This is a genomic window from Longirhabdus pacifica (genome assembly GCF_004115085.1).
In the GTDB taxonomy this organism is placed as follows: domain Bacteria; phylum Bacillota; class Bacilli; order Paenibacillales; family DSM-105158; genus Longirhabdus; species Longirhabdus pacifica.
This window is the reverse complement of record NZ_QXJP01000001.1, coordinates 142,251-167,508: the sequence shown is the minus strand read 5'-3', so window position 1 is coordinate 167,508 and position 25,258 is coordinate 142,251. Positions and strand designations below refer to the sequence as shown.

Here is a 25,258-nt window from a genome sequence, read left to right as displayed (position 1 = left end):
AAACAAACCTCCTAAGGAAACGGATGAGGAACTTGACTTAAATCATGTATCGTTAATTCACGATCAATCAGACCCATCTCTTGTTTTAAATGATATAATCTTTTCCCTCCCCAATGCCTAAAAGCGTGAGGACCATCAAGTTGTATAAGACCTGGAATATAAACTCTATACACATGAAGGCCTACAGATTGTATATCTCTTGTAGTTAAATTAACAGCTATAGGTTCATATCCTTTTTTTTCTAGCATACTCAAAACAAAATTTAGTTCCTCTCTCTCATTATTGAAATCATTACATAGATTGTACTTATTTATAGTTGAGTATTTATTTTTTTGTAATAAGATATCTGCTTTTTCCGCATATTCATCTTTCGAGTATAATTTCACATGGTCATCAAAGCTCATAACCTTCTCATCATAATTTTCATATTCTATACCAATACTGTCATGATACATACTCTGGGCCCAACCATAAGTATGTAACGTCTCAATAACCGCCTTATTAAGGGCCTTTTGTGGGTCAATATGACAAGCAGCACCTAAAACCCTTGATGGAAGGTTGCTTCCTTTTTCATTAGAGATCATCCCTATAAATACTGGAATTTTCAAATCCGTTGTAGCATCAAGTATATACAATTTACTTTTACCATTATTCATTAAAGAACGAACATGAGTATCCTGAATATCTTGCTCCCTTACTATAGGACAACTTGTCTGAGTCCACCATCTAAAGCAAAAAGCATCTCTTTCTAATACTTCATAAATTCCGTTTAACAATGCACTCTCTCTGCTGCTTCCACATGCCAAGCCACTTGAAGTTGGAATATTAACATTCTGAGTATGCTTGATCATCTTAAGTGAAATAAAATCCACTGGTACATAAATATCTTTTTTTGTCAATAAATTCATGCCTTTAATCCAATTAATCTTTGCATTATCTGTAAAAGGTACTATATTTTTTTTTTTGTATAAATCAGTTTTGTATTGAAACTCAGCATACAAATTTAAATCTACTGATGGAGATAAAACTAATTGTTCATTAAACTGCTGTTGCATTTCCAGATAAGTTTTATTTTTTACCATTCTATTATCTCTTATAAATGTACCACTGTATCTTTCAATATGCTCCCCTATTGCAGATATGATTGTTTGTTTTTTATTTATTCCCGCACCCGATCCATTAACAATATCCACTTTATACCCAAGTACATGATAACTATCATTAGAAGGCGTGCTAATTACAAATATTTTTTCTTTATCTATTTTATGTTCCACCCTTTGGTAATATAGAGCCTTTACTAAACCATACTTGGAAGAAATAAAGCTATCCATATTATTAAGATCGTGTTCGTATGTTAAATCCGAATGAACGTACATTTACATCCCTCCACTTGATATTATAATTGGTGGGGAGTCTTGTATAGGACTACATACTTGGCAAAAAGGAGATGCTAATAACTGATGATATTCTGTGCGATGATTTAGAAAGTCAAATTCTATCAACCCTTTTATTAATCTAGTATCTATCATATTCGTCATCATTTTTAATACTTCCATTGTGATAATACTTGATAGTCTTTGCTTAAACATCAATAAATAGTCATCTTTAGGATTTTCTGAAAAATAATCTTCTATTGTTTTATAATGATCATTGTAATGTAAATTTGAATACTTTCTGCTCAATAAACATTGAAAACAAGGACCACCATCAACTCCAAAATAAGGTCCTACTATCGCACCAAAAGAGTCAACAACAGACAGTAACCACTTAACTTTATTCTTATAAAAAATGTCATTTATTTTTTGAAAACTTCTTGCATCAAACCATGTTCCTATTACGATAAACGAATGATAATTCGTAAAATCTATTTCACTAAGCTGTTCCATATGAATGGGCGTTATATAATCGATCCCTATATTACTTAATGACTGCACCAACTCTTCCTCTATAGGAAAGAAACATATGCACCCAATATTTGTAGTGTTTAATGTAGTATACCTTGAACCAATATCGGATTGAGTTTCAAAAAAATGATGTAACAACTGTACTGCGTCATTATATTCTATATTTTGAAATTTTTCCTCACTTTCATCTATTAATTCAATCAATTTATGATGCTGAAGGTTTTTTATTAAATCACTAATCTCCATTTTAAATTTATCTTGTATTTCATTTACTGTTCTTGGAGAACATAAAAAATTAAGCACTTCCTTAAATTCATTACTCTCAAATTGTCCTTTAATTAAATAACGATTACCAAAGTGATAAAATAAAGCGAAACCGGGTTGTATATCTATAATGTGAACATTTGATTTCAATCTAAATTTCATGATAAACATTCACCTCCTGACCCCTCTAATGAGGGGTCTAAATTTATATTATCAATTACAACAACAACAAGGACAACAACAACAACAACAACCACAACCAGGACCGGGATCATGTGATTTTCGATCTGAACTCACGGAGTCACCTTTGTAATACACACCTTCTAGTATGAGATGATTCTCATCAAGATTAATAATTTCAAAATTCATATCATTCATTTTTTAACTCCTTTCTAATAAGTATATTTTTTATGAAACTATTGAAATAATAACTTATAATGTTAGAATTTTAAGAGTTTAAAAAGTAGACATGAAATTGTAATATGGATAGTAACAAAATATATAATTAGAAAATTAAAAAAATTTTGTTAATATGAATGGAGTGATTGTATGTCGCTTGGATTAATTGTAAAAAAGCACAGAGAAAGACTAGGAATGACTTTGGATCAGCTTGAGAAAACCACTGGTCTTGCAACCGGTGTTCCCTCTAGAGTTGAAACAGGTGAAACGAAAAGACCAGAACTAAAAACATTACTTTCAGTAGTTAAAGCTCTCGATATTCCTTTAACGAATATACTAAAAGAATATTTAGCAGTAGAAAATAGACCGAATGTTCTAAAAAAATTATTGATTGAATGCTTAGTAATTCATGAAGTTACTGCAATTTCACAAATAGTTTTGAAAATTTTAGAATCTCCTAGACATGATACAGATGATGCACTTGAAATGCTATATAATACTACTAAAAAGATAACCGACCAAAAAATTAAACTTATGATTTTTGAAGAAATTTTAAAATATGCTAGAATTCATGGTGTTCCAATATATATTGCAAAAGCAATGCTAAGTGTGTACTTAATTAAACGGCAAGACTTCAATCATATGGAAGAATCATATTATCAAGGCAAAGAAATAATGCATTACATTTCTTTTTTAACTACATACGAGAAAATTTTATATTATTTTAAAATGACACTTCAAGCTTATGCAATTCATAACTATGAAGATTGTATTTATTTCTGTCAAAAAGGGTTATCCATTGAAAAAGAAAATACGAGATTAAAAGCAAATAGTCACCTAGCCATGATTAATTCTTTTCTTGCACTAAAAAAGTATGATATGGTTGAGCAACATTTGAAAATATTTGAATATTATAAATTTGATTTTGTGCCAGCAGCTACACAAATAAAAAAAGCAATAATTAACTCTAAAAAACGTAATTACATCACTTCTATATTCATTTTAGAATCATGTTTAAACAACATAGATGATGAAATGAAATTTCATGCTTTAAATGAGTTGTTGGACATTTACATTACCTTAGATAAAATAGACGATGCAAAAAAAATTTTAGCTAGAGAAGACGAGATTACCTCGCAATTGAATGATTTCTCAACACCTTATAGATATCTTGATGTAGGAAAATACTATTTAAACAAAGGACGCTACTATATAAAAATTAATCATCTGGAGTTAGCAATAAAAAGCTATCTAAAAAGTTTAGAAATACTGGGTTCCGCACATACATTTAATGAATTTATTAAAACGATGAGTGAAATTTTTTCTGTATTTTCAGAAAAAATTATTCTCAATAGAAGTTATTTTATTCATGAATTAAATACCATCTATGATAAACTTATAAGAAGACACGATATTTAATTTATGAAGGAGGTTGACACCATGATGAAAAAGATCTTAATTATAATGGCTTGTTCTCTAACTTTTTCATTCAGCTCAAATTATATTTCTATGGATACAAACCCTATATTGTCAGCAGAAACTATTTTGTTAACAGCTGAACCGACAGAATATTAAAATGAATAACCGCAAATAAAAGCAAATTAAAGATGTCTTAAACAAGGAAACAGTTTTAGTAACTGTTTCCTTTTATATACATTCATACGGAATTATTTCACCATTCTATACAATGTTTCCAGTTCCTTAATGACTCTATCTAAACTATAATGTTCACTCGACTTTTTCCATGCTTTATCAGCCAGTTGTTGACGATACGCCTCATCTGTCACGACTTTCTCTAATGCAGTTGTTAATCCTTGAACATCATTGACAGGAACGAGCAAACCATTCACACCATCTTCAATTTGTTCAGGCACTCCACCAATTTCCGTTCCAACAATCGTTAAGTTACATAACGCAGCTTCGGCAAATACGTTACCGAATGACTCGGCTCTTGAAGGAAGCACAAACACATCAAAAAACGGCATAAACTGTTCGGGATGCAGCATGTAACCGTAAAAAATAGTTTCTTCAAACATATCCAACCGCTGTGCTTCTTCTTCTAGTTTTTGTCGTATCGGGCCATCCCCAATAATATGCAGCATAAAAGGATGCCCTCTCTTCTTCAGTTCAGAACAAGCTTCTATTAGAACATCTAACCCCTTAGCAGGGACCAGCCTGCATAACGTCACAAGCTGAACGACTTCATTACGACGGTTACTCGGTCTGAATCGCTTTTGATCAAAGCCGTTATACAGCACCTTTATTTCATCCAGTCTTGTAAAATGCGGCGATAAGAAGCGTTTGAAGGCATGCGATACCACGATAATCTGATCTACCGTTTCTTCTAACTCATGATAAATTGAAGTTAAAAATTGATACGCTTTACTCTCTTTTGTAATGACATGATTTAAAAATAATTCATTTTCATAGCTGGAATGAATCGTCACCACCACAGGGGTGTGAGGGAATAAATACTTCATCACTAATGCAGCTATCGGATGATGAGCATGAATGACATCGTAATCTTGCTTCATGCGCATTTCCGTCCACCATATGTAATCCATCATCGTTTGCTTATATTTATCTACAATGGGATGGCCTTCGAATAAAGACATATTCAAAGTTTGAAAAGGGTATGGCTCTACTCCTTTATTACGAATTCGCTTTGGCAAATAAAACAAATCCATTTCCCATCCATTTTGTTTAAAATCTTCTTGAATAAACGGAACCATCGAAGATACACCACCCGGTTGTTCAGGTGGAAAAAACAATGCTTGTAATATTTTCATACTTTTGGCCCCCTTATCATATTGAAAAACAAGAATTTCTGTTCCTATTGTACCTTGAGTTTATGAAGAATAGAAAGATATAATAAACATGTTACGATAAAAAATTGGAGATCTGAACTCATGTATACTTTTTATTCCCTTACTTTTCACGATGTTTTCTTTGGCAGCACCGCGGAAATTGTAGCAAACTTTACGATCGTTATTTTACTTACTATTCTATTATTTGCTTCCTTGCTTTTACGAAAACGACGTAAGAAGGCTGCTTATCACTCGTTATCTATTTCCTTCATTTTAATTATTGTACAATACATGATCCATATGTATATGCAGCTCAGTACTACCCCTGTGGCTTTCATGAATGACGCAACTCAAATCCTGAGCATCATTTCTTTTATTTTTTTAAACATGGCAATATATCAATTATACAATCGGTCTAAAAAAAGAGAATATATTATTTTTGGTAGTATTCTTTTCATTACGGTGTCCATTATTAGTATATATTACTATCAGCTCTATACGATGGACATACAGCAAATCGATGCATTTCCTTATGGTATTATATTAGACCTCTATTTGTTTATTCTTGTTTTCGTTAGTACGTTGCTTATTGCGCCGCATATCGGTCAGCTGGTGAAATACTACATGGCTTTGATTATATTTTTTATTCATCATTTGATTGATGTCATTCAAACTTACATACCGAACGTAAATATAAAATTGCTTACGTTGCTAGAACATTATTTGCCCATTTTATTCTACAGCATTATGTTTATGTTTGTATTTGAACGTGTCGTCGAATTGTTACAAGCTGTATACCAGTCCGCAATTCGCGATGGGCTAACCGGCCTGTACAATAAAAATGCATTTCTTAAACAGGTGCAAGGTGCTGCAAAACCGAATGCCAAAGCTGCGATTATTTTTATTGATATCGACAACTTTAAACAAGTGAATGATACGGAAGGCCATCAAAAAGGAGACGAAGCACTGAAGTTAGTGGCTAACATTATAAAAGAAGAAGGCGAAGGATTGGGGAAAGCCGGTCGATACGGTGGTGAAGAAATCGCCCTACTTCTTAACCATCCAAAAGCAAAGGTCAAACAAATAGCAGAAAACATCCGGCAGAGAATTGAACAAGAAACATTTGTCACCGTCAGCGTTGGTTACAGTCCGTATCGTAAAAATATGAGCATAGATCAGTGGATACAACAAGCAGATGAAGCGATGTACATTGCTAAAAAAAGTGGTAAAAACAAAGTCAGTGCTTACTCCAAAAAAGCTTGGAATGAATTGCATGCAGATAAAGGTTCAAGACATTAATTATAAAAACAAAGTCATTCTAAAAAAGAAAAATAGACGTTAAAAAGCGAGAAAACATAAGAAATAGAAATCATATGCAAACAGATGGCAACTGGTGATGAACAATAGGAAAGAAGCTTTAACATGTTGCACAAAATCATGACAGTCCTTCTGTTTGCATTTTTTTCAAAACATAAAGGAAAATGACATTTAAGTCTAGAATATAGTACTATAGCTAGAGTATTACTTCATTATCACTACTCTTCTAGCATATAAAATAGGTCCCTCCAGTCTTTTTCTAATACTGAACTAATCTTTTTTGCCGTCTTAGGTGACATGGATTTTTTTGAGTTTTCAATTAAGCTAATATACGGATGGCTCAATCCACATAGACTTGAAAGATCCCTTTGTGATAATCCCATATAAATTCTAGCTTTTTTAATTTCTACTGATTTACCGTAAATTTTCATTTAACATCACCTATTAATTTTTAATATATTTCCATTATATAACTACACTTTTACTATTGCAATATATAATATTTACTTTTGTTACTTTATTGCTCTATCTTTTACTTCATGCTACAATGCAATTGGTAACTATTGTTTACTTTTGATTACATCTCTGGAATAGTTGGTGGCAAATCATGAACTTTTATGAAAAATTAAAAGATATAAGGAAATTAAAAGGGTATACGATTCGAGAGGTTTCTGATCGTTCTGGTGTTTCATCTGCATACATATCTCAACTAGAAAACGGAAATCGAAGTATTCCTTCCCCTGACATATTAAAAAAATTATCCGATGGTTTAAATATTTCTTATTCAGAGCTAATGAATGTGGCCGGTTATATCGATACAGGGCAACCAAAACAGCGGAAAGCTCCCGTTCATTTACGTCGTTTTTTAAGAGATAACGATATTGTGTTTGATGGAATCGAGCTTACAAATGATGATAAAGAGTGGATAGATCGCGTACTTACCGCATTATTTTGGCAAAGAAATCAGAAAAAATAAAGTATCCGTTTCACGGTGTAAAACTTGTGTTGTCATGCTTATATTTGTTATAATATAAGTAGAAAGCGCTTACACAAATTTTATTTCCACTGGGGGAATTGATATGATTTTCGAATCAAAATACCGCAGGCAAGCATGGGAAAGTATTCAAAAAGAAAACTTGAATCATGAGGAAAAGAAACAAAAAAAAGTGCAAACGTTTTTTATCAACCTACATGCAAAATGGAACAATCACAAACATAAACGTATGGAGAAACATGTACATGCAGACTAAAAGAATAAAATGTAATTAACACCCCCTTATTTTTTTAAAAAGTGAGGGGGTCTTTTAACACGTTTCAAAACCATCTATTTCTATTTATGAGATATTTATATTTTTCTAAGTTATTCCTAGCTATTTAGGCTAAATATAGCTAAAAGAAGTGACAATGTTGTATCCTTTGAAAGATTATACGACATAATGTAGAAATCCGTATAAAAAAATGGAATGATTTTTCCGATATTCATTATAGAGGTGACATAAATGAATGATTATTATAATATCGGTCAATTTGCAAAACTGTCTGGGAAGAGCATTTCAACACTTAGATTATGGGATAAACAAGGAAAGTTAAAACCACACCATATTTCTGAGGGTGGTCATCGCTATTACTCACAAGAACAATTAGATCAAATATTTCAAAGACATACATCAAAAACTAAAAAAGTTATCGGTTATTGCCGCGTGCTCAACAAAGGATCTGAGGAGCAGCTTCATCAACAAATATCAGACGTTACTTCCTATATGGTAGCGAAAGGATATCAATTCGAAATTATAACAGATATCGGTAGCGGCCTCCACAATGATTACAACGGACAAATGGAACTTATTGATTTAGTCATTGCTGGAAAAGTGGAGAAAATAGTAGTATTGCACAAAGAAAGATTACTACCTATGGGATTTGATTGGTTGCAATACGTATTTAGTAAATGCGGTACCGAAATTGAAGTCATTGATAATACGAAACATTTTATTGAACAGGATATTGAACATGACATTAAGCATGTCATCACACAATTATCTGATGAATTAAAAAATAAGAAAATTAAAAAAGCTGTCAGCTTAACTTGAGTCTAAACATTTTTTTAGCAAAGTGTATGTCATTTATGTGAGTAGCATATAGCAACCATTTAGGTCATCTATCCTATCGATGGCCATTTTCTGTTTTCTTTTTTTATAATGCAAAAGACCGCCCTAAGACGGTCTTTATATCATTATCATGAACGATACATGCTGTAGGAATGGATGCATGTAAACATGCATCCAAAACTTGTAGGTTCTTGATTTATTGTGTATAACCTGCAACAGGATAGTGATCGGAATAATCGTTGTACTGCTTAAACCAATATTTCCAAGTAGGTGATTTTACTTTCATGACATCATTAGTCCAGTCATCAAGCTGTGCATGGTTCCTTTCTACGAAAATATAATCCACATATTTTCCTTCAGCTCTCGGCTCATTTTTACCAGCAATGCCATTCGTTGTTGGGTCATACGTGAATTCATGACCTGTGAAGTCAGGACTATTCACTTCTAGCGTTTCCACCATATTGTTGTATTCTTGTGTATTACTTCTATCTACTCCGAAGTCTCCGCCAATAAACACTACTTCTTCTAAAGGTATTTGTCTTTCATCAATAAAGCTGCGAATTTCCTCCATTTGTGCTGCTCTTATTTCTTCTGCATCACTAAACCAACATCCCTTATCGCTCTGCTGCAATTGAGTACCAATTACATGATAATACTGTCCATCTTTATTGATTTTAGCGTATACAAATCCTTTGCTAGTTCTTTTTTCTGTGCCGCATTCAACGGTAAATATGTGCTGTACTTTTTCTTCTATCGGATATTTACTCACAATGGAGACACCACCATCTTCTTGTGCAAAAATGGAGTAATTACCTGTCGTTTCATCCCATCCACGCATAGAACGACCTAATACTTTCGTTTGATAAGGATATTGATCTTTTAATTGTTTTAAGAACGTATTAGAGTTGTAGTTATCATAAAGCTCATTCAAAATGACAACATCATGTTGTTGGATATATTGTGAATCTAGCATATAATTTGCACGTAAGCCCTGCTTCCACCATACTAGCGTGTTTTCTAAAAAGTACACGTTATGTTGTAAAATAGATAGCGACGTATCTTGCTTTGAAGTGAGGTCTAATTGTACAAGCACAGGATCGTGATCACTCACTCCACCGTTATCTTCACCAAAAGGTGTATTAATGTTGACGACATCCACTTGGGCTTGATCCGCTAAGTTGTTACTTACCAAAACATGATCTAACACTTGTGCATTCCCTTGATAAATATACGTATATCGCTCTTCCTTAGGGAGTAAATCGATCATATTCGTTAACTGTTCCCCTTTTAACACATTTAGCGGATTTGAGAATTCAAAATCATTAAGATCTCCGAGCACCACAATATTTGCATCTTCGTTAACGTCTTGTACTTGTTGTATAAATGTATTGACCACATTGGCCATTGCCAGTCTCTGTGTTTCACTACCTAGTTCAACAGGCTGCTTACTTCCGAATAAAGCATCATCACCACGTTTGGAATTGAAATGATTTGCAATTACAATGACTTCTTCCCCTTGGAAATCAAATGCAGCAGCTAGAGATTTTCTTGACTCTGCAAAAGCTTCGTTCGTAGGATCAATGCGACCTGGGTTAAGTGTCAATCCATTTTCATCATAGGAAACAGCTGTCGTTGCATCTCCTTTTTCCTTTTCCATTAACGATACGCGATCTTCATTATAAATAAAGCCAACACGGATGTTACCACCTGGCTGTCCGCCATCTTGCTTATCTTCTGGAGCAATATCTACATAGCTATAGCTTGGCCCACCAGCTGCCTCTATCGCATTGACCAATGCTTGATAGCTTTCGCTAGCGTCAGATACTCCTGAATCGTTTTTACCATCATTGTCCTGCACTTCTACTAAACCAATAATATCTGGTGCTTGTAAATGTGACACGATAGATTGTGCAATACCGTCGATTTTTGCTTGTTTTGTAGTAGCTGAGAAATTCTCTACATTGTAAGCCGCAATCGTTAGTTGCTCATCATTTTTCTCAATCGTAGTGACTTCTTGTACAGCACCCCCATCATTTAATGTTGGTAATGAAGTAGGGATAAATTTGTAGTTGCTGTAGTTGTAACCTACCACTGCCGTAATGGGCGCTGTAAAAGTGTCCCCAACCTTTGCTTGGATATCACCGAAACCGTCTACATCTATCAACATTTTTTCTGGATTATAATCTTGTTCTGAAATTAAAATTCCACCAAATGACGTACGATCCGCATCTACTGAACCTTCATTTATCACTGCAATTTCGTCATATTTAGTAGGAGCAACCACCGTTGCGGATGGAATCACAATACGCATTCCCTCTAAACTCTCGTAAAAATCGATACCATCTTCTGCTGGATCAAATGCAGCAAAGCCATCATTGTCTATAATTTTCGTTGGAACGATTCTATCTTCCCCAAGTGTAATCGCTGCTGGCAACTCATTACCAGTGCTTTGTACGCTGACATTAAATCCAATGAGCTGTGTTGTCAATAAGTCATTCGCATCAGGGAAGCCTCCTTCTTTAAACTCTGTCACCTTTCCGTCTACGAGAACTTCATCACCAATGTTCACACTAGCATCTTTTTTAAAGACATAAATACCTTCGGATGTTCTCTCATCACTATCGGATTGCATTGATTCCATGTAAAAACCAGAACCTGTGATGAAAGTAACGATTCCAGGTACTTCTTTTACTAATTGATCTACATAAGGAGACGTATGAGAAGCCCCTTGAATATGATGAATGTTCAATCCTTCTATTGGATCTCCACCAGATCCTCCACCTACGATATCATCGAGTGATCTTGGAACTATTTTGTACTCGTTAAAATTGTACTCTACTACACCTTTAATAGATTCATATGTTTGTCCAATTTCAAGTAAGCTAGTTTGTTCTGGTCTTAATTTCAATGTACCGTTTGCATCAGAAGCGATAACATTACCAAAATTATCAACACTATCGATGGTAACCTCGTTTACTTGCACTAATTCCCCTTCTACGAGTTCCCCTGTTGCAACTGACAAATCAGTAGAAGTAATCACTACCGCATCTGGTGCAGATCCATTTTGAATAAAAGTAACTTGACTTGGTTCTGTTGAAAGCTGCTCCATACCGAAAAACGACTTTAGGGTACCAACTGCTTGAATTTGATCCCCAATGGAAAGATTTAAATCTTTACCACGTAATACAATCGCTGCAGTTTCATCTTGTACATACACATTCGTCGCACCACTAACGTCAAAAGTAGCAGTAACGATACCTTCTATTTTTACTTCGCTGTTTTCATCACTTAATCTAGCATCTGCAATGGAGATGACTTCAAGTGGTTTCTTGATAGTATAAGTGAAAGAAGATACTTCACTAGCATCTAATCCTTCTTTCAGCCCAATTGCTTTAATTTCTACCTCGTCTTCAATTACGATAGGTGTCGTGAATAACTGTCCCATGTCACTAGGATCGCTTCCATCCATCGTGTAGTACACCGCTGCTCCCACCGTGGAACTGTACAATGTCACTTCTGCTCCAGACTCCACAGCACCAGATGGAGGATCTGCTTGTATAGGACTCACTTGTGTTACTTCCCCGGAAAAGCTAGTCCAGCTTATGTTATCTATCACGATTTGTTTTTTGGAAACATTACGAATTTCAATCATAACGTCGCCAGCAACATCGATATTTGAAACCGTAAATGTATACGTATTTGTATCATCGAATGCTTCCGAAACGCCGTAAGATTGGCCATTGATAAACAATTCAACTTGTCTATTTCCAGCTCCTGTAAACGCTTTCTTTAAATCCACTGAGAAACTTGAAATTCCAGCTGGAATAGGATTTGACACGATTTTGCTGCCTGCGTCTTGATTTCGCAGCATCAATCCATCGCCATCAATACCGTAAGACCCTTCATCTCGACTAGCATAATAGGACCATGTCACGCCGTTATTACCAGTAAATGATCCATCTACGTACGTTGAACCTGAGATATCTGTCAAATTATCAAATGTCTCCACTGCACTTTGCACTAATTGCTCTGTGTCTGCCACCACAGGTCCCATAGCACTAAATACAAGGCTGATCATCATTGTTATTGCTAGAAATAAAGATATTTTCTTTTTCGACTTTACAAACATTTAATTTCCTCCTATGTCTTTGTATGATTAGAATGCTCTGTTTTTTCTGTTTCATCTTGATCGTCTGCAGCATCTCCTTTCAATAAAAAAAATAAATGATGTCTGGATAAGGTTTTGTTGATTCTACAACTTTTTCTTACTCTATTATCATACTAACTATACTCTTTAATTTCATCCCTTTTGCGTAAATTTAGTATTAAAATATTTTAATTGTAATCTTTAGGAACATTGAATAGCAAAACAAAAAAATAACATGCCAATATTAGGTCATGTTATGGTTGGAAATTTTTCATTTTGAATTTTCTATTTGTATTCCAGGTTGTTATCCATGAGTAAAGTAGGACAGCAAATGGAATGAGAATAATACAAATAAACAATACACCGTCTAGAAAAGCAGCAGAATAAATAGTGTTCTGGTTCATTTTTTCAAAAGTCATCGAGATGACTCGTAAACTTTGTGGGAGAGTGAACATAAAGAACAAGCTGATTGCAATGCCACATCCCATCATATAAAACCAAATGTACCATGTAATTATTTTTTTCTCTCGCGGTGCAATATGTTGTAGCACCTCTAATTGACTAGGTTCTAAACGTTTTATTTTATTTCGTAATGTCAGTCTAGTATTTTGTAATAGATTGTTACATTTAAAGAAATTAGAAAAAACATAATATATATCTGTTTCCATGAAAAACATAAATTGAAAAGCAATGCTGAGCAGCTGAGATAAATTAAAAAATCGTACAAAGGGAATCAGCGATTCGTGTAATGGCATCATACCTGAATGATGCATAAGCAATACAACAATGCCGATTCCAAACATTGCACCATCCCACAGCATTCCAGCTAAAAAAACTTTGTATCTTTGTTTTCTTGGTACAGTTACAATATTTGAAATATCTGTTTCCGCTACTGGGAAAACCAATCTATGTCCTACACCTATTTTGCTTTGGACATTTAAGGATAGTGCAGCTAATAAATGAGCAAACTCATGAATAAAAAGTAGCATCCATCCAATGATAACGATAGAAACAAAGGAAATACTAAGTGATGTGGATGGTATAATATCATTGAAACTCGGAAAGTACCCAGGATTCATCACGCAAATTACGATACCAATGATAAATAAAAGTACATAAAACATATTGGAAATTGGATGAAAAGCAATCTGCCCCCATTTGGAAGGAATCCATGAAAATTGTCCTCTCTCTTCCTGTTTCTCGCTAACGACTTTTCCATCCACTTTATGCACGAATTCATATTCTTGCATTATTTGTTGAACAAAATCTAATACATCAACTGGTTCCCCCATTTCTTTTTCAGCCAGTATACTTGCTTGTTTTATATTTACTCCACTATCTAGTAAGTCTAATATTTTAAGTGCAAATGAAGGTAGAATCATATACACGCCTGTATCCGCTCGACCAACTAGAAATTCTTCATCACTCTCTCTTTTTTTTATTAATGTGTGCAACTCTACCACGCTTGTACTGGTTAATTCCATCCTAATTCCTCTTTCTTCATAAAAGTGTACTGTTGATCTGTAAATAAAGATTGTAGTTGCTCTTTAAAAGAAGAATCTGGTTGGTCACCACATGTAGGGCATGAAATCATTCGTGGCCAATCCCCTATTATTTCCGTTTTAAATGTAAGAAGATTAAAATAAATGACTTTTCCATTCGATTGTAATGGTGCAATGCCAGTTAATAATTTTGTCAACTCTGACCCTATCATACCAGCTACCATCATAAGATTAGAAGGTGTAGCCATATTGGGAGGTGTAAACGGAGTTTCAATAGAACTTTGAATATGTTGGCGATAAATACTCATATTTTGTAATCGATGCAAGTGCATACAGTCAACGCATCCTGTCTGCTTTGGAATGACTGTCGAAATTTGTCCATGATCAATTGCTATTCCCCCGCCAATAAAAGGAATACCTTGATTTACACAAGCGCTGTTTACCCATCTCTGTAACAAAATAGTTGGTTGATCTGCTGCAAGAACAACAACATCACTTCCTACAATCACTTCTTCTGCTACCTCGGGATGATTGATTTGCTTATCTACTGCTTCGATTTGCATATTAGAATAAAAATCTTGCATAAATGTTTGCGCTACATTAATTTTCTTCTTTCCTATATCTTTTTCATTAAACAAAAATTGTCGATTTAAATTACTAAGCGAAACCGTATCGAAGTCTACTATTCTCACCTTTTTAATGCCAAGTCCTGCTAAATTAAATAGCACACTTGAGCCAAATCCCCCCATACCAATAATAGTTACAGTGGAGGAGCATAGTTTTTCTTGTGAGGTCATAGCATGTTCGTTTACAATGGCTAATTGTTCACTGAAATGAGAAAAGAAATGTATATTTGCTTTAAATCGTTCTTGTTCATATGAGGAGAGAGAGGAAGTTTCTTTTATACTGAGGTCTATGATGAAACCTAGTTCATTCAAGGCTTGTATCACTTGCTGGATATCTTCTAACGTTACATGAGGAAACTTCTTACGCAAACCATCATGGAGTTGGGATGTAGTTTTACTTCCATCCAGCATCGTAAGCAATGTAAAGATGGCACCATCTTTATCTTCTAATTCATACAACTTACTGTCCTGACCAATAGATAATATATTTTCATCATTCTGTTTGATTGGATATAACGGATTAAACATTGGCCTATGTAACAATGATCATTCCCCCTCTTATTAAACTATAATTTCCAAGTACTATGTCGTTTTTCAAACATGTTCTAACAGAGGACGATTTCGTCCTCTGTTAGATTTACTAGAAAATGAACTAGATTAGTTAGCGCACCATGGGCAACATACTTTTGTTACTTTTGTGCTTTCTACTTTCTTGATATTAATTTTCATTATTTACACCTCCTAATTTTTGTATTATTTTTACAATATTCTATATAGAATGAATTCATTATATCCTATAATATGTATATTTAAAAGTTAAAATTTATAGTATATAGTTAATAATTAGTTGATTATTTAAAAAGTTTTACTTATTTTTTTGTATGATTATTTAATTATGTTTTACCATAAATAAAATTGACGCTCCCTATTGATTCCATTACAATATGTGTAGTTCGCACTTTTTTACCAAGAACTTAACAACTAGAGGGATGATTTCTACACTCTATTATTATGATATATATGAAGTGAATAAGAAAAGATAGGATGATCTATAATGTCAAAAGCAGCGCTCATCACAGGAGCTTCATCTGGAATAGGAGAGCAATTTGCAGAAAGTCTAGCAAAAAAAGGAATGAACCTTGTCCTTACAGCGAGAAACAAAACATCTTTACAGCAATTAGCGGATCAATTAAGTAAAACCTATCACATAAAAACCACAGTCATTACTGCTGACCTCAGCAAAGAGTATGCCTCTAATATCATTGTAAACGAGTTAAAAGAAAAAGAGATTCATATTGATATGCTCATTAATAATGCCGGATTTGGTACAACGGGAGAGTTTATCAGCAATGAGATGGAAAAAGATCATGAGCAAGTTATGGTGAATGTTACTGCTGTAGTAGACCTTACGCATTTACTACTACCCGCTATGGTCCAAAAAGGGGAAGGAACCATCATCAACGTTGCTTCTGTTGTTGCCTTTCAGCCTGTCCCTATTATGAGTGTGTACGCTGCAACGAAAGCCTTCGTTCTATCCTTCTCTGAAAGTTTATGGGCGGAATATAAGAAGAAGGGAATACAAGTCACTGCCATTTGTCCGGGATCAACAAAAACCAATTTCTTTACTTCAGTAGGAGACCCAACGCCAAAGCATTCCCGTACGCCATTGCAAGTCGTTAACGCCGCACTTGCTGCAGTTGAAAAAGGGAAGCCGGTTGTCGTTGACGGTGCAAAAAATGTTTTGTTAACCGTATCCCCTCGATTTTTGCCTAGAAAATTAGTGACCATCATTTCAGGTAAAATTGCAAAATCACAAAAAAAGAAATAAACCAAATAAGTTGCATGAACAACTTATATTTAAGATAAAGAAATGATGGAAATGTTTACGCCTCAGTTGCCAGGCGTAAAGGTCTTCATATTGAATTTTCTTTATCTTATGTTTAGAGGTAATAAGTTGCATGAACAACTTATTTATAAATAAATGGTTGTAGGCTGTGGGAAGAGCACATTTTGATCAAAAATAATGGTAGCAGTGATCGTAATACTTTCTGGTGTTACCGCTGTAGAGATCGGTATAATACTTTTAAAATTTAAGTTCTGATACCACTGCACATCCATTACTGGGGTAACGTCATCCACAAAATACGTCATGATGACCATCTTTTCTTTGTTCGTGGATACTAGTTTTTCTTTTTGAAAAATATCAATATATCCTTGTATTCTGATTGTATCTTTGTTTAGCTCATAAGAGGAAACGTAGATCATGGAGTTTGAAAAAGCCATCTCATACGATGTATACTGCTCTTTTATCAACTGTTGTATAAAAGAAATATTATCTTTATCCACTTGAGGCTGGTTTGCTTCTGCTAGCGCATCCTCTGCTACACGCTCTCGCTTTATTACATGCGTTGGTTCTTCACTAGCTAGATGGTATTGCTTATCTTTTTGTATAACGTCGTTTACTACTTCTTCCTGTCTGGCTTCTTTCACTTCTTCTTCCTGTTTTACTTTCCTTCCTTCATTCTCTACAATGTAGCTTGCTTTGACTTCTTTTGCTGCATGTAATCGTTCACCTTCCGTATTGTCGCTTCTTTCTTCTGCCTTTACTTCTTCTATGATGGGACTTATTTCTGTTACTTTTGCTTCTTTTATTTCTTCTACTTCTTTTGGTTTCATTGACTTTAATTCTGTTACTTCACCTTCAGTTACTTTATTTTCTTTCAGTGCTTTGAATCCTTTTTGTGTAACTTTTTTGATTTCTTCTTGTATCATCTCTTTCATTTCATTCGGTTTTTTGTCGTTTTCATGTAGTACATCTTTTAAGTTACTGCTTTGATTCAATATACTTCGAAGTGAATGTCGGATTTCTTGTATGTTTTCAAAATAAATATTATGTTGTTCTTTCTGTTTTACTTTCATATGATGAACTTGATTTAACTTTTTCTTAATAATAATTGTTTTTGCATTTTCTGTTGGAACTTTATTTATATTCAACACACCCATCACAGCAGACTTTGGGGCAGGATGACTTCTAGCTGATATGACATGATAGTTTCCCCGTTCTATATTAGGTAATTGTTCTGGATGAATGACCTCATTCATTCCATAGTTTATAAATTGGTGCTTTTCATTGATAAAATATACGCTGTATGTAATCATCGGCGCGATACCTTCGCCTTGTTTTCCAACATGAAATAGCACGTCTATTTCATCACCTGGTTCAGTACGAACAACTTGTTTCAAAGATGAGCGACTATACTTATCTTCAAAAAATACACACCAGGCTCCATGTTCAATGTTTTGAATGGATGCTTGATACAAATTAAAATCTGTTAATGACACATTAACCATCAGTTCATTCCAAACTGGAACAGGTAGATGATGTATATTACTCATTAAGTCACCCCATCGCTTTGATGAAACACCTTTAATCACAAACCATTTACCCTTTATCATAAATATGTAGTAAACAAAATAAGTAGAATCACACATAAAAAAACTACAGCGAAATAGCTGTAGTTTTCAACACATTGTATTGTATTATCATCATGACAATGATATTTAAATTGTTATGATGGTTGCATTGTTAGCAACAATTAATGACCAGACACTGTCAATCCAACACGATCAATAAGCATTTTACTTTCTTCATTTAAGCCTATAATTTGCACTTTTTTGTCTAGTTGTTCATACTTTGCTATCACTTTCGCAACGGCATTCACTGCGGAGTGATCCCAAACATGAGAGTGCGTGAAATTGATGACTATAGTATCCGGATCTTCACGGAAATCAAACTGATCTATAAAATACGTTGTCGTTCCAAAAAATAGTTGTCCAGAAACGGTATAATGCTTCGTACCTTCCTCCATACTACTCTTCAAACGTATTCGGCTCATTTTCCAACCGAAGATAAGTGCGCTAAGCACGACCCCGAAAATAACCCCTTTAGCCAAATCATGCGTCACAACCACGATAGACACAGTAGAAATCATAACGAGCGCATCGGCACGCGGCATACGATGTATTTTAAACACAGACTGCCAATCAAATGTACCAATCGAAACCATAATCATCACACCAACCAATGCTGCCATTGGAATTTGCATCACAACATCGTTCAAAACCATAATTAAAAACAATAAAAATACACCTGCTGTAAAACTGGAAAGTCTACCACGACCACCTGATTTTACATTAATAACAGATTGTCCAATCATAGCACAGCCTGCCATTCCACCAAAAAATCCCGTTACGATGTTGGCTGCACCTTGTCCTTTAATTTCTTTATTTTTATCACTTTTCGTTTCTGTCATTTCATCTACGATTGTAGCAGTTAACAACGATTCAATGATACCGACCAAAGCCAATGGAAAAGCATACGGTAAAATAATCCATAGCGTTTCTAATGTAAATGGAACCACTGGCAAACTGAAAAAAGGTAATTCATTCGAAATTTCACCTAAATTTCCTACTGTTCTCGTCTCGATGCCAAAAGTTAACGTAATAATGGTCATAAAAATAATCGCTACTAAGGCGGACGGAACTGCTTTAGTAATTTTAGGCAAGCCGTATATAATGACTAACGTACCAACGACCATGGCATACATCACCCATGATGCGCCCTCAAAATGAACGAGCTGAGCCATAAAAATAAGAATGGCTAATGCATTAACAAAACCGAGCATCACCGATTGCGGCACGAATGTAATAAACTTACCTAACTTGAATACACCCATCAAAAATTGTAGTATACCCGTTAAAACCGTTGCTGCAAATAAATATTCTATTCCATGATCTTTTACTAATGTAATCATTAATAATGCCATGGCACCTGTTGCTGCGGATATCATCCCAGGTCTTCCTCCAACAAAAGCAATGATCACAGCAATACAGAATGAAGCATATAAACCGACCATGGGGTTTACACCAGCAATAATAGAAAAAGCAATCGCTTCTGGTATTAATGCAAGTGCAACCGTAATTCCTGATAACATATCATTCTTTGTATTAGAAAACCATTCCTTTTGGTAGGTTGCGTTCATGTACTCTCCTCACTTTCTGGTATATTCACATGTTGTCACCGTTCTGACACAGACAAGTCATTATTATACACAGGTTAGGAGGAAAAAAAAATAATAATATTCTACCAAAAAAGAGATAATTCTATTAGAATCATCTCTTTTTCGACTTCCAGCTCTCTATTACTACCTTATTCATCATTGTATTACTTTTTATATGGTATGGGATCGCTTGATCCAGCTTCTGCAAATCCTTTTAAGCGCAAACGACAACTATCACATTCCCCGCAAGCTTCTTCCCCACCATTATAACAAGAAGTAGTGAGCTCATATGGAACATGAAGTTCTAATCCGCGTTTCACGATATCCGCTTTGGACCAGTAAATAAGCGGCGTCTCGATCTTCACTTCTTTTCCTTCTACCCCGACTTTCGTTCCGGCTGCAATAACTTTTTGCATTTGTTCTATAAAAGCCGGTCGGCAATCTGGGTAACCACTATAATCCAGTGCATTCACTCCAATATAGATCGCATCTGCTTGCAATGTCTCAGCATATGATGCTGCAATTGATAAAAATAATAAATTTCTACCTGGTACATAAGTAACCGGGATTTGTCCTTCCATTTCATCTCCTACAACCGTTGGCACATCGATGGAATGATCCGTTAGTGCACTGCCTCCGAATTGCTGTAAAAAGTCTAATGAAATCAATCGATGACGATCGCTAACTCCGTAATGTGCTGCTACTCTTTTAGCATCTTCAATCTCTCTATCATGTCGCTGTCCGTAGTGAAAAGTAATAGGGTACAATGCATATCCTTCATCTTGCGCAATACCCATACACGTTGTGCTGTCTAGTCCTCCACTTAAAATAATGACTGCTTTTTTCATGGTGTAACCTCCCGTAATATTTTTATTTTTACACACCGCGCAATTGCGGGTCCCATATGATTTTGTGCAGCTGCAAACTCAATTTCACATCATGTAAACCGTGTTCCAGCATCAGTTCCACCAATCGTTTTGGTGGCATCGTTTCCCACACAGGACTAAACAATGATAGTGCCTCTGTTGGATATTCTTTTAATATATTTAATGCAAAATGGAAATCTTCTAAACTTCCAATCACAAATTTAGATTCATCTTGTTTTCGTAACAACGATAAATTACCATGTAGCATTTTATCATTTTCGCCAGAAGACGGAAGCTTATAGTCCATGACAAACCGTACGACAGAGGAATTGACTTGACTAATAAAAGGTTGTAGATCAATTGCACCGTTCGTTTCAATATGTAAATCTTGCAATCCTTCTATTTCAGATAAAGCGTGAATTAAAGCAAGTGATTTATTTCCGTACATAAGCGGTTCACCACCAGTTAAACAAATATGCTTAGATTGGTAGCCTTGAACCTGTTCTACTATTTCGGTTATGGACAACATATGTTCAGCATGATGTGGCGGGTAACTATATTTCGTATCACACCACTTACATCTGATGTTGCATCCAAAAACACGAACAAAAACGGTAGGAAAACCAGCGCGTGTACCTTCGCCTTCCACCGTCTCAAAAATTTCAACCATTGGAATTTTTATGTCTTTCATTACATGCCTCCAACTCTCACCAATATGATGAACAATAATAGTCCACTTCGCTATCATTTCTCTTACATCAATGAGCACTCATCTCTGTTCATGAGACTTCTAAGTTAGCATTATAGCATGTATAACTTACTGTAAACAATGATATAAACAATTTATTATACACATATCACCAGTGAAATATTTCCATACGATCTACCACTAGGGATAAGTTGAATGAATGTGTTCAACCAACTTATTCCCCCTAGAAAACACATATACATAAAAGAGACAAATGTAACGTTGTCCCTTTATTTTTCTTTCCCCGCTTGCACTTCATTACCAAGAATGTATTGATGAAGTACGGTATGAACCGCATTGTCATTATTGCTCACTGTTACTTCGTTCGCGGATAACTTGACTTCTTCTGGTGCGTTGTCAACCGCTATGCCTAGACCTGCAAATTGAAGCATATCTAGATCATTATAATAATTCCCCATAGCCAGCACTTCTTCCGCTTTGATCCCTTTTTGCTCCACAAATTGTTTTAGCGCATGCCCTTTGCCTACATCGGAATGAATAACATCAATGAAAAAATCCCCACTGCGAATCATGCGCAATCCCAGCTTATCGAGATGAAGACTTGCGAATTGTTTTTCCAACTGATCCATTTCTGAAATGGTACCATAACAGCAAAACTTCAATATTGTAGCATCTTTTAACTCAAACACATTGTCGATACGTTTTGGTTCTAAGAAGAATTTTTTATACATTTCTGCGCCTTCATCGCTAACGTGCTCACAAAAAATATCTGATGCTGTATTGACGTCCCATTGCACAGCATGTTCACGGCAATATGCTACTAATTGTGTTACCGTTTCAATGGTAAATCCACATTCGTCTACAATTTTCAAATGTTCGTCTGTCGTTAGTGCACCATTATGTGTAATTAATGTACCTTGTATTCCGATATCATTTTTTAAAATGGGGTATGTACTGTCAGGACTTCTACCTGTACATAGTACGATTTCTATTCCTTTATCGTGCGCTTCTCTAATTGCTGCTATATTTTCCGATGAACATTGGTGATCGTCATCTAGCAATGTGCCATCTACGTCTAATGCAACACATTTTATATTCATGTATAGGTCTCTCCTTTGTCTCCTACAACAAGTATTATTTCAACATCTACGTCTATCACTCATATACCGATCATCATTTATATATCTATTCAAATGTTTTTAGTTGCTATTGCTATGCTTAGGCTGAAAGGCTGATACTACGTTTTCTAATTCAAGATCCACTATTTCTATTTTATATGGTTGAAACAAAAATTCATCATCTCTCTGCAATTGTATAAGATATTGTCTAGAACGTTGCAACAGTTGAACTAGATCTATACCTAGCTTAATTTCGTGTTCACTTTCACACTTTAATATTCCCGCTTCCATCAATTTTATTGCTCCTGTAATATTGCCGTAACTATGATGGTGAAGCGCTACTGCGATTTGCAACAATCCTTGATATACTGGTTCTCTTCCTTCTTCCAACCATAATTCTTCCATGACCTCATGACATTCATAAAAGTCCCGCTCTACATTAAAGTAGTATAAGAAAGCAACGTATAGTGGATCATATGCGCTCATTATTCAAGCCCTTTTAACGGTGTTTTATTTTGTGCTAGTTCCGTTTGAATTTTTATAGATAACTTTCTAAGTCCGTATAGATCTTCTTTATTCCATAAGTCGTTAAATTGTTTTTGGAACATATCTGCCTGTTCCACTTGGTTAAAGTAATACAGCTCTTGAATGCCATTTAATACAGTGGAAACAACGTGAGATTTATTTTCAAAAAATTTTTGTGCTTCTGTTATTTCTTCTCGTATACTAGACATTTCTTCATCCAGACTAAATGCAGCTTCTGCAGCACGTCGCAAACGCGCTTGGAGTGTGGAAGGTAAACTTTCCTTATATTTATAACGCAAGGAATGCTCAATGGTCGCCCAGAAGTTCATCGATAGCGTCCTTACTTGAATCTCTGCTAATATAATTTTTTTACCTAACGCTGTCATGACGGGATACTTAATAATAATATGGTAACTGCGATACCCGCTTGATTTCGTATTGCGAACGTAATCTTTTTCGTAAAGTATTTCCATATCTTCACGACTTCTAATTTTTTCTGCCACGATTTCGATATCTTCAACGAATTGGCACATAATGCGAATGCCTGCGATATCTTCAATCCCCTCTTCCAACTTTTCCATTGGTACTTTGAGAAGGTTTGCTTTTTCTAAAATACTGGACACCTTTTTGACCCGCCCAGTAACAAATTCTATTGGAGATATTTGATGACGTTTGTGCATTTCGGATCTGAGTGATTTAAATTTGACTTTCAGTTCCTCAACCGCTTGCTCATATGGAATTAAAAACTTTCCCCAATCTCTATGATCCATCTCATTCTCCCCTTTTCAAGCCACTAAAATAATTTATTCAACATCAACCCCTATTGCTTCAGAAATGTGATGAAATCCATCTCTTTCTAACAAAGAAGATAGTTGTTTATTCAATTTACTTATTAACTTGGGGCCCTCATAAATGAGTGCTGTATAAATTTCTACTAGTGAAGCACCAGCACGGATTTTCTCGTATGCATCTTCACCGGTAAATATACCTCCACTTCCTATTATCGGCAGTTTACCTTCCGTGATTTTATATACATCGCGAATAAGCGTTGTACTTGTATTTTTTAACGGATAACCACTAAGCCCACCTGTTTCGGAAGCATGTGAATGTGTCACATTGTTTCTGGCAATCGTGGTATTACTCACTACCATTCCCGCTATGTCATATAAACAGATCACTTGTAATATTTCTTTTAGTTCAGATGCATTCACATCTGGTGCTATTTTAACGAAAATAGGCTTTTTATGATCCTTACTTTCTGCCTGTAGCTTATCCCGTTCTTTTGTTACTGCATCAAGCAATTTGTGTAATGCTTCCCCGAACTGTAAATGACGTAAATCCGGTGTGTTAGGGGAACTAATATTGATAACAAAAAAGTCTCCATATGTATAAAGTATACGCAAACCTTGCACATAATCTTCTTCTGCATGCTCATTTGCTGTGTTTTTATTTTTTCCTAAATTAATCGCGATAGGAATGTTTCTCTGCTTCATTACACTTAAATTTTGACGAAGTGCTTCTGCACCAACATTGTTAAACCCCATGCGATTAATTAATGCTTTATCATCAGGCAATCTAAACATCCTTGGCTTCTCATTACCAGGCTGAGCTTTTGGTGTCACCGTGCCCACTTCCATAAAACCAAATCCTAAAGAAGAAAAAGAAGGCACTGCCTCTGCATTTTTATCTAATCCAGCAGCTAACCCGATTGGATTATCAAATGTAACACCTGCAATATTTTGCTGTAATGATAAATTTGGTGCTGTTCGATATAATGCACGTAATATCGAAAGCATACCGGGAACTTGATGTGCTACCTTCATTCCTTTTATCGTAAGATGATGCGCTTTTTCTGGATCCATTTTGAACAGTATTGGTTTCACTATTTTTGTATATGTCATGACGCTTC

Annotated in this window: 22 protein-coding genes; 7 read left to right on the top strand and 15 right to left on the bottom strand. The window is 35.0% G+C overall.

Features of this window, described 5'->3' with window-relative positions:
• Positions 1-11: 11 nt before the first annotated feature.
• The gene (locus D1Z92_RS00795) at positions 12-1,376 is read right to left on the bottom strand and encodes a YcaO-like family protein (RefSeq protein ID WP_128893738.1); all 1,365 of its coding nucleotides are present in this window, start codon (positions 1,374-1,376) and stop codon (positions 12-14) included.
• Positions 1,377-2,330 carry a hypothetical protein gene (locus tag D1Z92_RS00790; protein ID WP_128893737.1) on the bottom strand — a complete coding sequence of 318 codons (954 nt, stop codon included), beginning with the start codon at positions 2,328-2,330 and terminating at the stop codon, positions 1,377-1,379.
• Between the two features lie 387 nt (positions 2,331-2,717).
• On the opposite strand from D1Z92_RS00790, the gene D1Z92_RS00785 reads away from it, so the two are divergent.
• Positions 2,718-3,986 carry a helix-turn-helix domain-containing protein gene (locus D1Z92_RS00785; protein ID WP_128893736.1) on the top strand — a complete coding sequence of 423 codons (1,269 nt, stop codon included), beginning with the start codon at positions 2,718-2,720 and terminating at the stop codon, positions 3,984-3,986.
• A gap of 21 nt (positions 3,987-4,007) precedes the next feature.
• Complete coding sequence (locus D1Z92_RS17675) at positions 4,008-4,142, top strand: hypothetical protein (RefSeq protein WP_276318849.1); 135 nt, start codon at positions 4,008-4,010, stop codon at positions 4,140-4,142.
• Positions 4,143-4,234: 92 nt separating this feature from the next.
• On the opposite strand, the gene D1Z92_RS00780 is transcribed toward D1Z92_RS17675, so the two are convergent.
• Positions 4,235-5,356, bottom strand: coding sequence for a glycosyltransferase family 4 protein (locus tag D1Z92_RS00780; protein ID WP_128893735.1), 1,122 nt, complete (start codon positions 5,354-5,356; stop codon positions 4,235-4,237).
• A gap of 120 nt (positions 5,357-5,476) precedes the next feature.
• Between D1Z92_RS00780 and D1Z92_RS00775 the strand changes: the two genes are divergently transcribed.
• Positions 5,477-6,673: a GGDEF domain-containing protein gene (locus D1Z92_RS00775; protein ID WP_128893734.1), complete on the top strand. Its 1,197-nt coding sequence runs from the start codon at positions 5,477-5,479 to the stop codon at positions 6,671-6,673.
• 236 nt (positions 6,674-6,909) lie between these two features.
• On the opposite strand, the gene D1Z92_RS00770 is transcribed toward D1Z92_RS00775, so the two are convergent.
• Positions 6,910-7,122, bottom strand: a complete 213-nt coding sequence (locus tag D1Z92_RS00770; RefSeq protein ID WP_128893733.1) for a helix-turn-helix transcriptional regulator — start codon at positions 7,120-7,122, stop codon at positions 6,910-6,912.
• A gap of 176 nt (positions 7,123-7,298) precedes the next feature.
• Between D1Z92_RS00770 and D1Z92_RS00765 the strand changes: the two genes are divergently transcribed.
• From D1Z92_RS00765 to D1Z92_RS00760, 3 genes are all read left to right on the top strand, one after another.
• Positions 7,299-7,667 carry a helix-turn-helix domain-containing protein gene (locus D1Z92_RS00765; RefSeq protein ID WP_128893732.1) on the top strand — a complete coding sequence of 123 codons (369 nt, stop codon included), beginning with the start codon at positions 7,299-7,301 and terminating at the stop codon, positions 7,665-7,667.
• 103 nt (positions 7,668-7,770) lie between these two features.
• On the top strand, positions 7,771-7,941 hold the full coding sequence (locus tag D1Z92_RS17165) for a hypothetical protein (protein WP_164931374.1): 171 nt from the start codon (positions 7,771-7,773) through the stop codon (positions 7,939-7,941).
• A 249-nt stretch (positions 7,942-8,190) separates the two neighbouring features.
• Positions 8,191-8,778 carry an IS607 family transposase gene (locus D1Z92_RS00760; RefSeq protein WP_128893731.1) on the top strand — a complete coding sequence of 196 codons (588 nt, stop codon included), beginning with the start codon at positions 8,191-8,193 and terminating at the stop codon, positions 8,776-8,778.
• 214 nt (positions 8,779-8,992) lie between these two features.
• On the opposite strand, the gene sph is transcribed toward D1Z92_RS00760, so the two are convergent.
• The 3 genes from sph to D1Z92_RS00745 all read right to left on the bottom strand — a co-directional run bounded on the left by sph (position 8,993) and on the right by D1Z92_RS00745 (position 15,614).
• Entirely contained in the window at positions 8,993-12,925 is a 3,933-nt protein-coding gene (sph, locus tag D1Z92_RS00755) for a sphingomyelin phosphodiesterase (protein WP_128893730.1), read from the bottom strand.
• A 272-nt stretch (positions 12,926-13,197) separates the two neighbouring features.
• Positions 13,198-14,427 (bottom strand): PqqD family protein, encoded by a 1,230-nt coding sequence (locus D1Z92_RS00750; protein ID WP_128893729.1) that lies wholly within the window; start codon positions 14,425-14,427, stop codon positions 13,198-13,200.
• Positions 14,418-15,614 carry a HesA/MoeB/ThiF family protein gene (locus tag D1Z92_RS00745; protein ID WP_128893728.1) on the bottom strand — a complete coding sequence of 399 codons (1,197 nt, stop codon included), beginning with the start codon at positions 15,612-15,614 and terminating at the stop codon, positions 14,418-14,420. The genes D1Z92_RS00750 and D1Z92_RS00745 overlap by 10 nt, the downstream gene beginning before the upstream one ends.
• Before the next feature lie 511 nt (positions 15,615-16,125).
• Between D1Z92_RS00745 and D1Z92_RS00740 the strand changes: the two genes are divergently transcribed.
• Complete coding sequence (locus tag D1Z92_RS00740; RefSeq protein ID WP_128893727.1) at positions 16,126-16,899, top strand: SDR family NAD(P)-dependent oxidoreductase; 774 nt, start codon at positions 16,126-16,128, stop codon at positions 16,897-16,899.
• Between the two features lie 143 nt (positions 16,900-17,042).
• Here the strand turns inward: D1Z92_RS00740 and D1Z92_RS17160 are convergent, their stop codons facing one another.
• The 8 genes from D1Z92_RS17160 to D1Z92_RS00705 form a co-directional block, all read right to left on the bottom strand.
• The gene (locus D1Z92_RS17160) at positions 17,043-18,467 is read right to left on the bottom strand and encodes a hypothetical protein (RefSeq protein ID WP_164931373.1); all 1,425 of its coding nucleotides are present in this window, start codon (positions 18,465-18,467) and stop codon (positions 17,043-17,045) included.
• A 200-nt stretch (positions 18,468-18,667) separates the two neighbouring features.
• Positions 18,668-20,113 carry a SulP family inorganic anion transporter gene (locus tag D1Z92_RS00735; RefSeq protein ID WP_128893726.1) on the bottom strand — a complete coding sequence of 482 codons (1,446 nt, stop codon included), beginning with the start codon at positions 20,111-20,113 and terminating at the stop codon, positions 18,668-18,670.
• Positions 20,114-20,295: 182 nt separating this feature from the next.
• Positions 20,296-20,979: a 7-cyano-7-deazaguanine synthase QueC gene (queC, locus tag D1Z92_RS00730; RefSeq protein ID WP_128893725.1), complete on the bottom strand. Its 684-nt coding sequence runs from the start codon at positions 20,977-20,979 to the stop codon at positions 20,296-20,298.
• 28 nt (positions 20,980-21,007) lie between these two features.
• On the bottom strand, positions 21,008-21,688 hold the full coding sequence (locus tag D1Z92_RS00725) for a 7-carboxy-7-deazaguanine synthase QueE (RefSeq protein WP_240666517.1): 681 nt from the start codon (positions 21,686-21,688) through the stop codon (positions 21,008-21,010).
• 287 nt (positions 21,689-21,975) lie between these two features.
• Positions 21,976-22,806, bottom strand: a complete 831-nt coding sequence (locus D1Z92_RS00720) for an HAD family hydrolase (RefSeq protein WP_128893723.1) — start codon at positions 22,804-22,806, stop codon at positions 21,976-21,978.
• Between the two features lie 99 nt (positions 22,807-22,905).
• Positions 22,906-23,310 carry a DUF309 domain-containing protein gene (locus D1Z92_RS00715; RefSeq protein ID WP_128893722.1) on the bottom strand — a complete coding sequence of 135 codons (405 nt, stop codon included), beginning with the start codon at positions 23,308-23,310 and terminating at the stop codon, positions 22,906-22,908.
• Positions 23,310-24,119: a GTP diphosphokinase gene (gene yjbM / locus D1Z92_RS00710; protein WP_128893721.1), complete on the bottom strand. Its 810-nt coding sequence runs from the start codon at positions 24,117-24,119 to the stop codon at positions 23,310-23,312. The genes D1Z92_RS00715 and yjbM overlap by 1 nt, the downstream gene beginning before the upstream one ends.
• 33 nt (positions 24,120-24,152) lie before the next feature.
• A complete protein-coding gene (locus D1Z92_RS00705) occupies positions 24,153-25,250 on the bottom strand; it encodes a quinone-dependent dihydroorotate dehydrogenase (protein ID WP_128893720.1) in 1,098 nt (365 codons plus the stop codon).
• Positions 25,251-25,258 lie beyond the last annotated feature (8 nt).

What these genes read in the sequence shown, in the direction of transcription:
- D1Z92_RS00720 (WP_128893723.1), bottom strand. Translation starts at nt 22,806, where the DNA reads ATGAATATAAAATGTGTTGCATTAGACGTAGATGGCACATTGCTAGAT.
- D1Z92_RS00795 (WP_128893738.1), bottom strand. Translation starts at nt 1,376, where the DNA reads ATGTACGTTCATTCGGATTTAACATACGAACACGATCTTAATAATATG.
- sph (WP_128893730.1), bottom strand. Translation starts at nt 12,925, where the DNA reads ATGTTTGTAAAGTCGAAAAAGAAAATATCTTTATTTCTAGCAATAACA.
- yjbM (WP_128893721.1), bottom strand. Translation starts at nt 24,119, where the DNA reads ATGGATCATAGAGATTGGGGAAAGTTTTTAATTCCATATGAGCAAGCG.
- D1Z92_RS00750 (WP_128893729.1), bottom strand. Translation starts at nt 14,427, where the DNA reads ATGGAATTAACCAGTACAAGCGTGGTAGAGTTGCACACATTAATAAAA.
- D1Z92_RS00785 (WP_128893736.1), top strand. Translation starts at nt 2,718, where the DNA reads ATGTCGCTTGGATTAATTGTAAAAAAGCACAGAGAAAGACTAGGAATG.
- D1Z92_RS00765 (WP_128893732.1), top strand. Translation starts at nt 7,299, where the DNA reads ATGAACTTTTATGAAAAATTAAAAGATATAAGGAAATTAAAAGGGTAT.
- D1Z92_RS00775 (WP_128893734.1), top strand. Translation starts at nt 5,477, where the DNA reads ATGTATACTTTTTATTCCCTTACTTTTCACGATGTTTTCTTTGGCAGC.
- D1Z92_RS00725 (WP_240666517.1), bottom strand. Translation starts at nt 21,688, where the DNA reads ATGAAAGACATAAAAATTCCAATGGTTGAAATTTTTGAGACGGTGGAA.
- D1Z92_RS17165 (WP_164931374.1), top strand. Translation starts at nt 7,771, where the DNA reads ATGATTTTCGAATCAAAATACCGCAGGCAAGCATGGGAAAGTATTCAA.
- D1Z92_RS00770 (WP_128893733.1), bottom strand. Translation starts at nt 7,122, where the DNA reads ATGAAAATTTACGGTAAATCAGTAGAAATTAAAAAAGCTAGAATTTAT.
- D1Z92_RS00735 (WP_128893726.1), bottom strand. Translation starts at nt 20,113, where the DNA reads ATGAACGCAACCTACCAAAAGGAATGGTTTTCTAATACAAAGAATGAT.
- D1Z92_RS00790 (WP_128893737.1), bottom strand. Translation starts at nt 2,330, where the DNA reads ATGAAATTTAGATTGAAATCAAATGTTCACATTATAGATATACAACCC.
- D1Z92_RS00740 (WP_128893727.1), top strand. Translation starts at nt 16,126, where the DNA reads ATGTCAAAAGCAGCGCTCATCACAGGAGCTTCATCTGGAATAGGAGAG.
- D1Z92_RS00715 (WP_128893722.1), bottom strand. Translation starts at nt 23,310, where the DNA reads ATGAGCGCATATGATCCACTATACGTTGCTTTCTTATACTACTTTAAT.
- queC (WP_128893725.1), bottom strand. Translation starts at nt 20,979, where the DNA reads ATGAAAAAAGCAGTCATTATTTTAAGTGGAGGACTAGACAGCACAACG.
- D1Z92_RS00760 (WP_128893731.1), top strand. Translation starts at nt 8,191, where the DNA reads ATGAATGATTATTATAATATCGGTCAATTTGCAAAACTGTCTGGGAAG.
- D1Z92_RS17675 (WP_276318849.1), top strand. Translation starts at nt 4,008, where the DNA reads ATGATGAAAAAGATCTTAATTATAATGGCTTGTTCTCTAACTTTTTCA.
- D1Z92_RS00705 (WP_128893720.1), bottom strand. Translation starts at nt 25,250, where the DNA reads ATGACATATACAAAAATAGTGAAACCAATACTGTTCAAAATGGATCCA.
- D1Z92_RS00780 (WP_128893735.1), bottom strand. Translation starts at nt 5,356, where the DNA reads ATGAAAATATTACAAGCATTGTTTTTTCCACCTGAACAACCGGGTGGT.
- D1Z92_RS17160 (WP_164931373.1), bottom strand. Translation starts at nt 18,467, where the DNA reads ATGAGTAATATACATCATCTACCTGTTCCAGTTTGGAATGAACTGATG.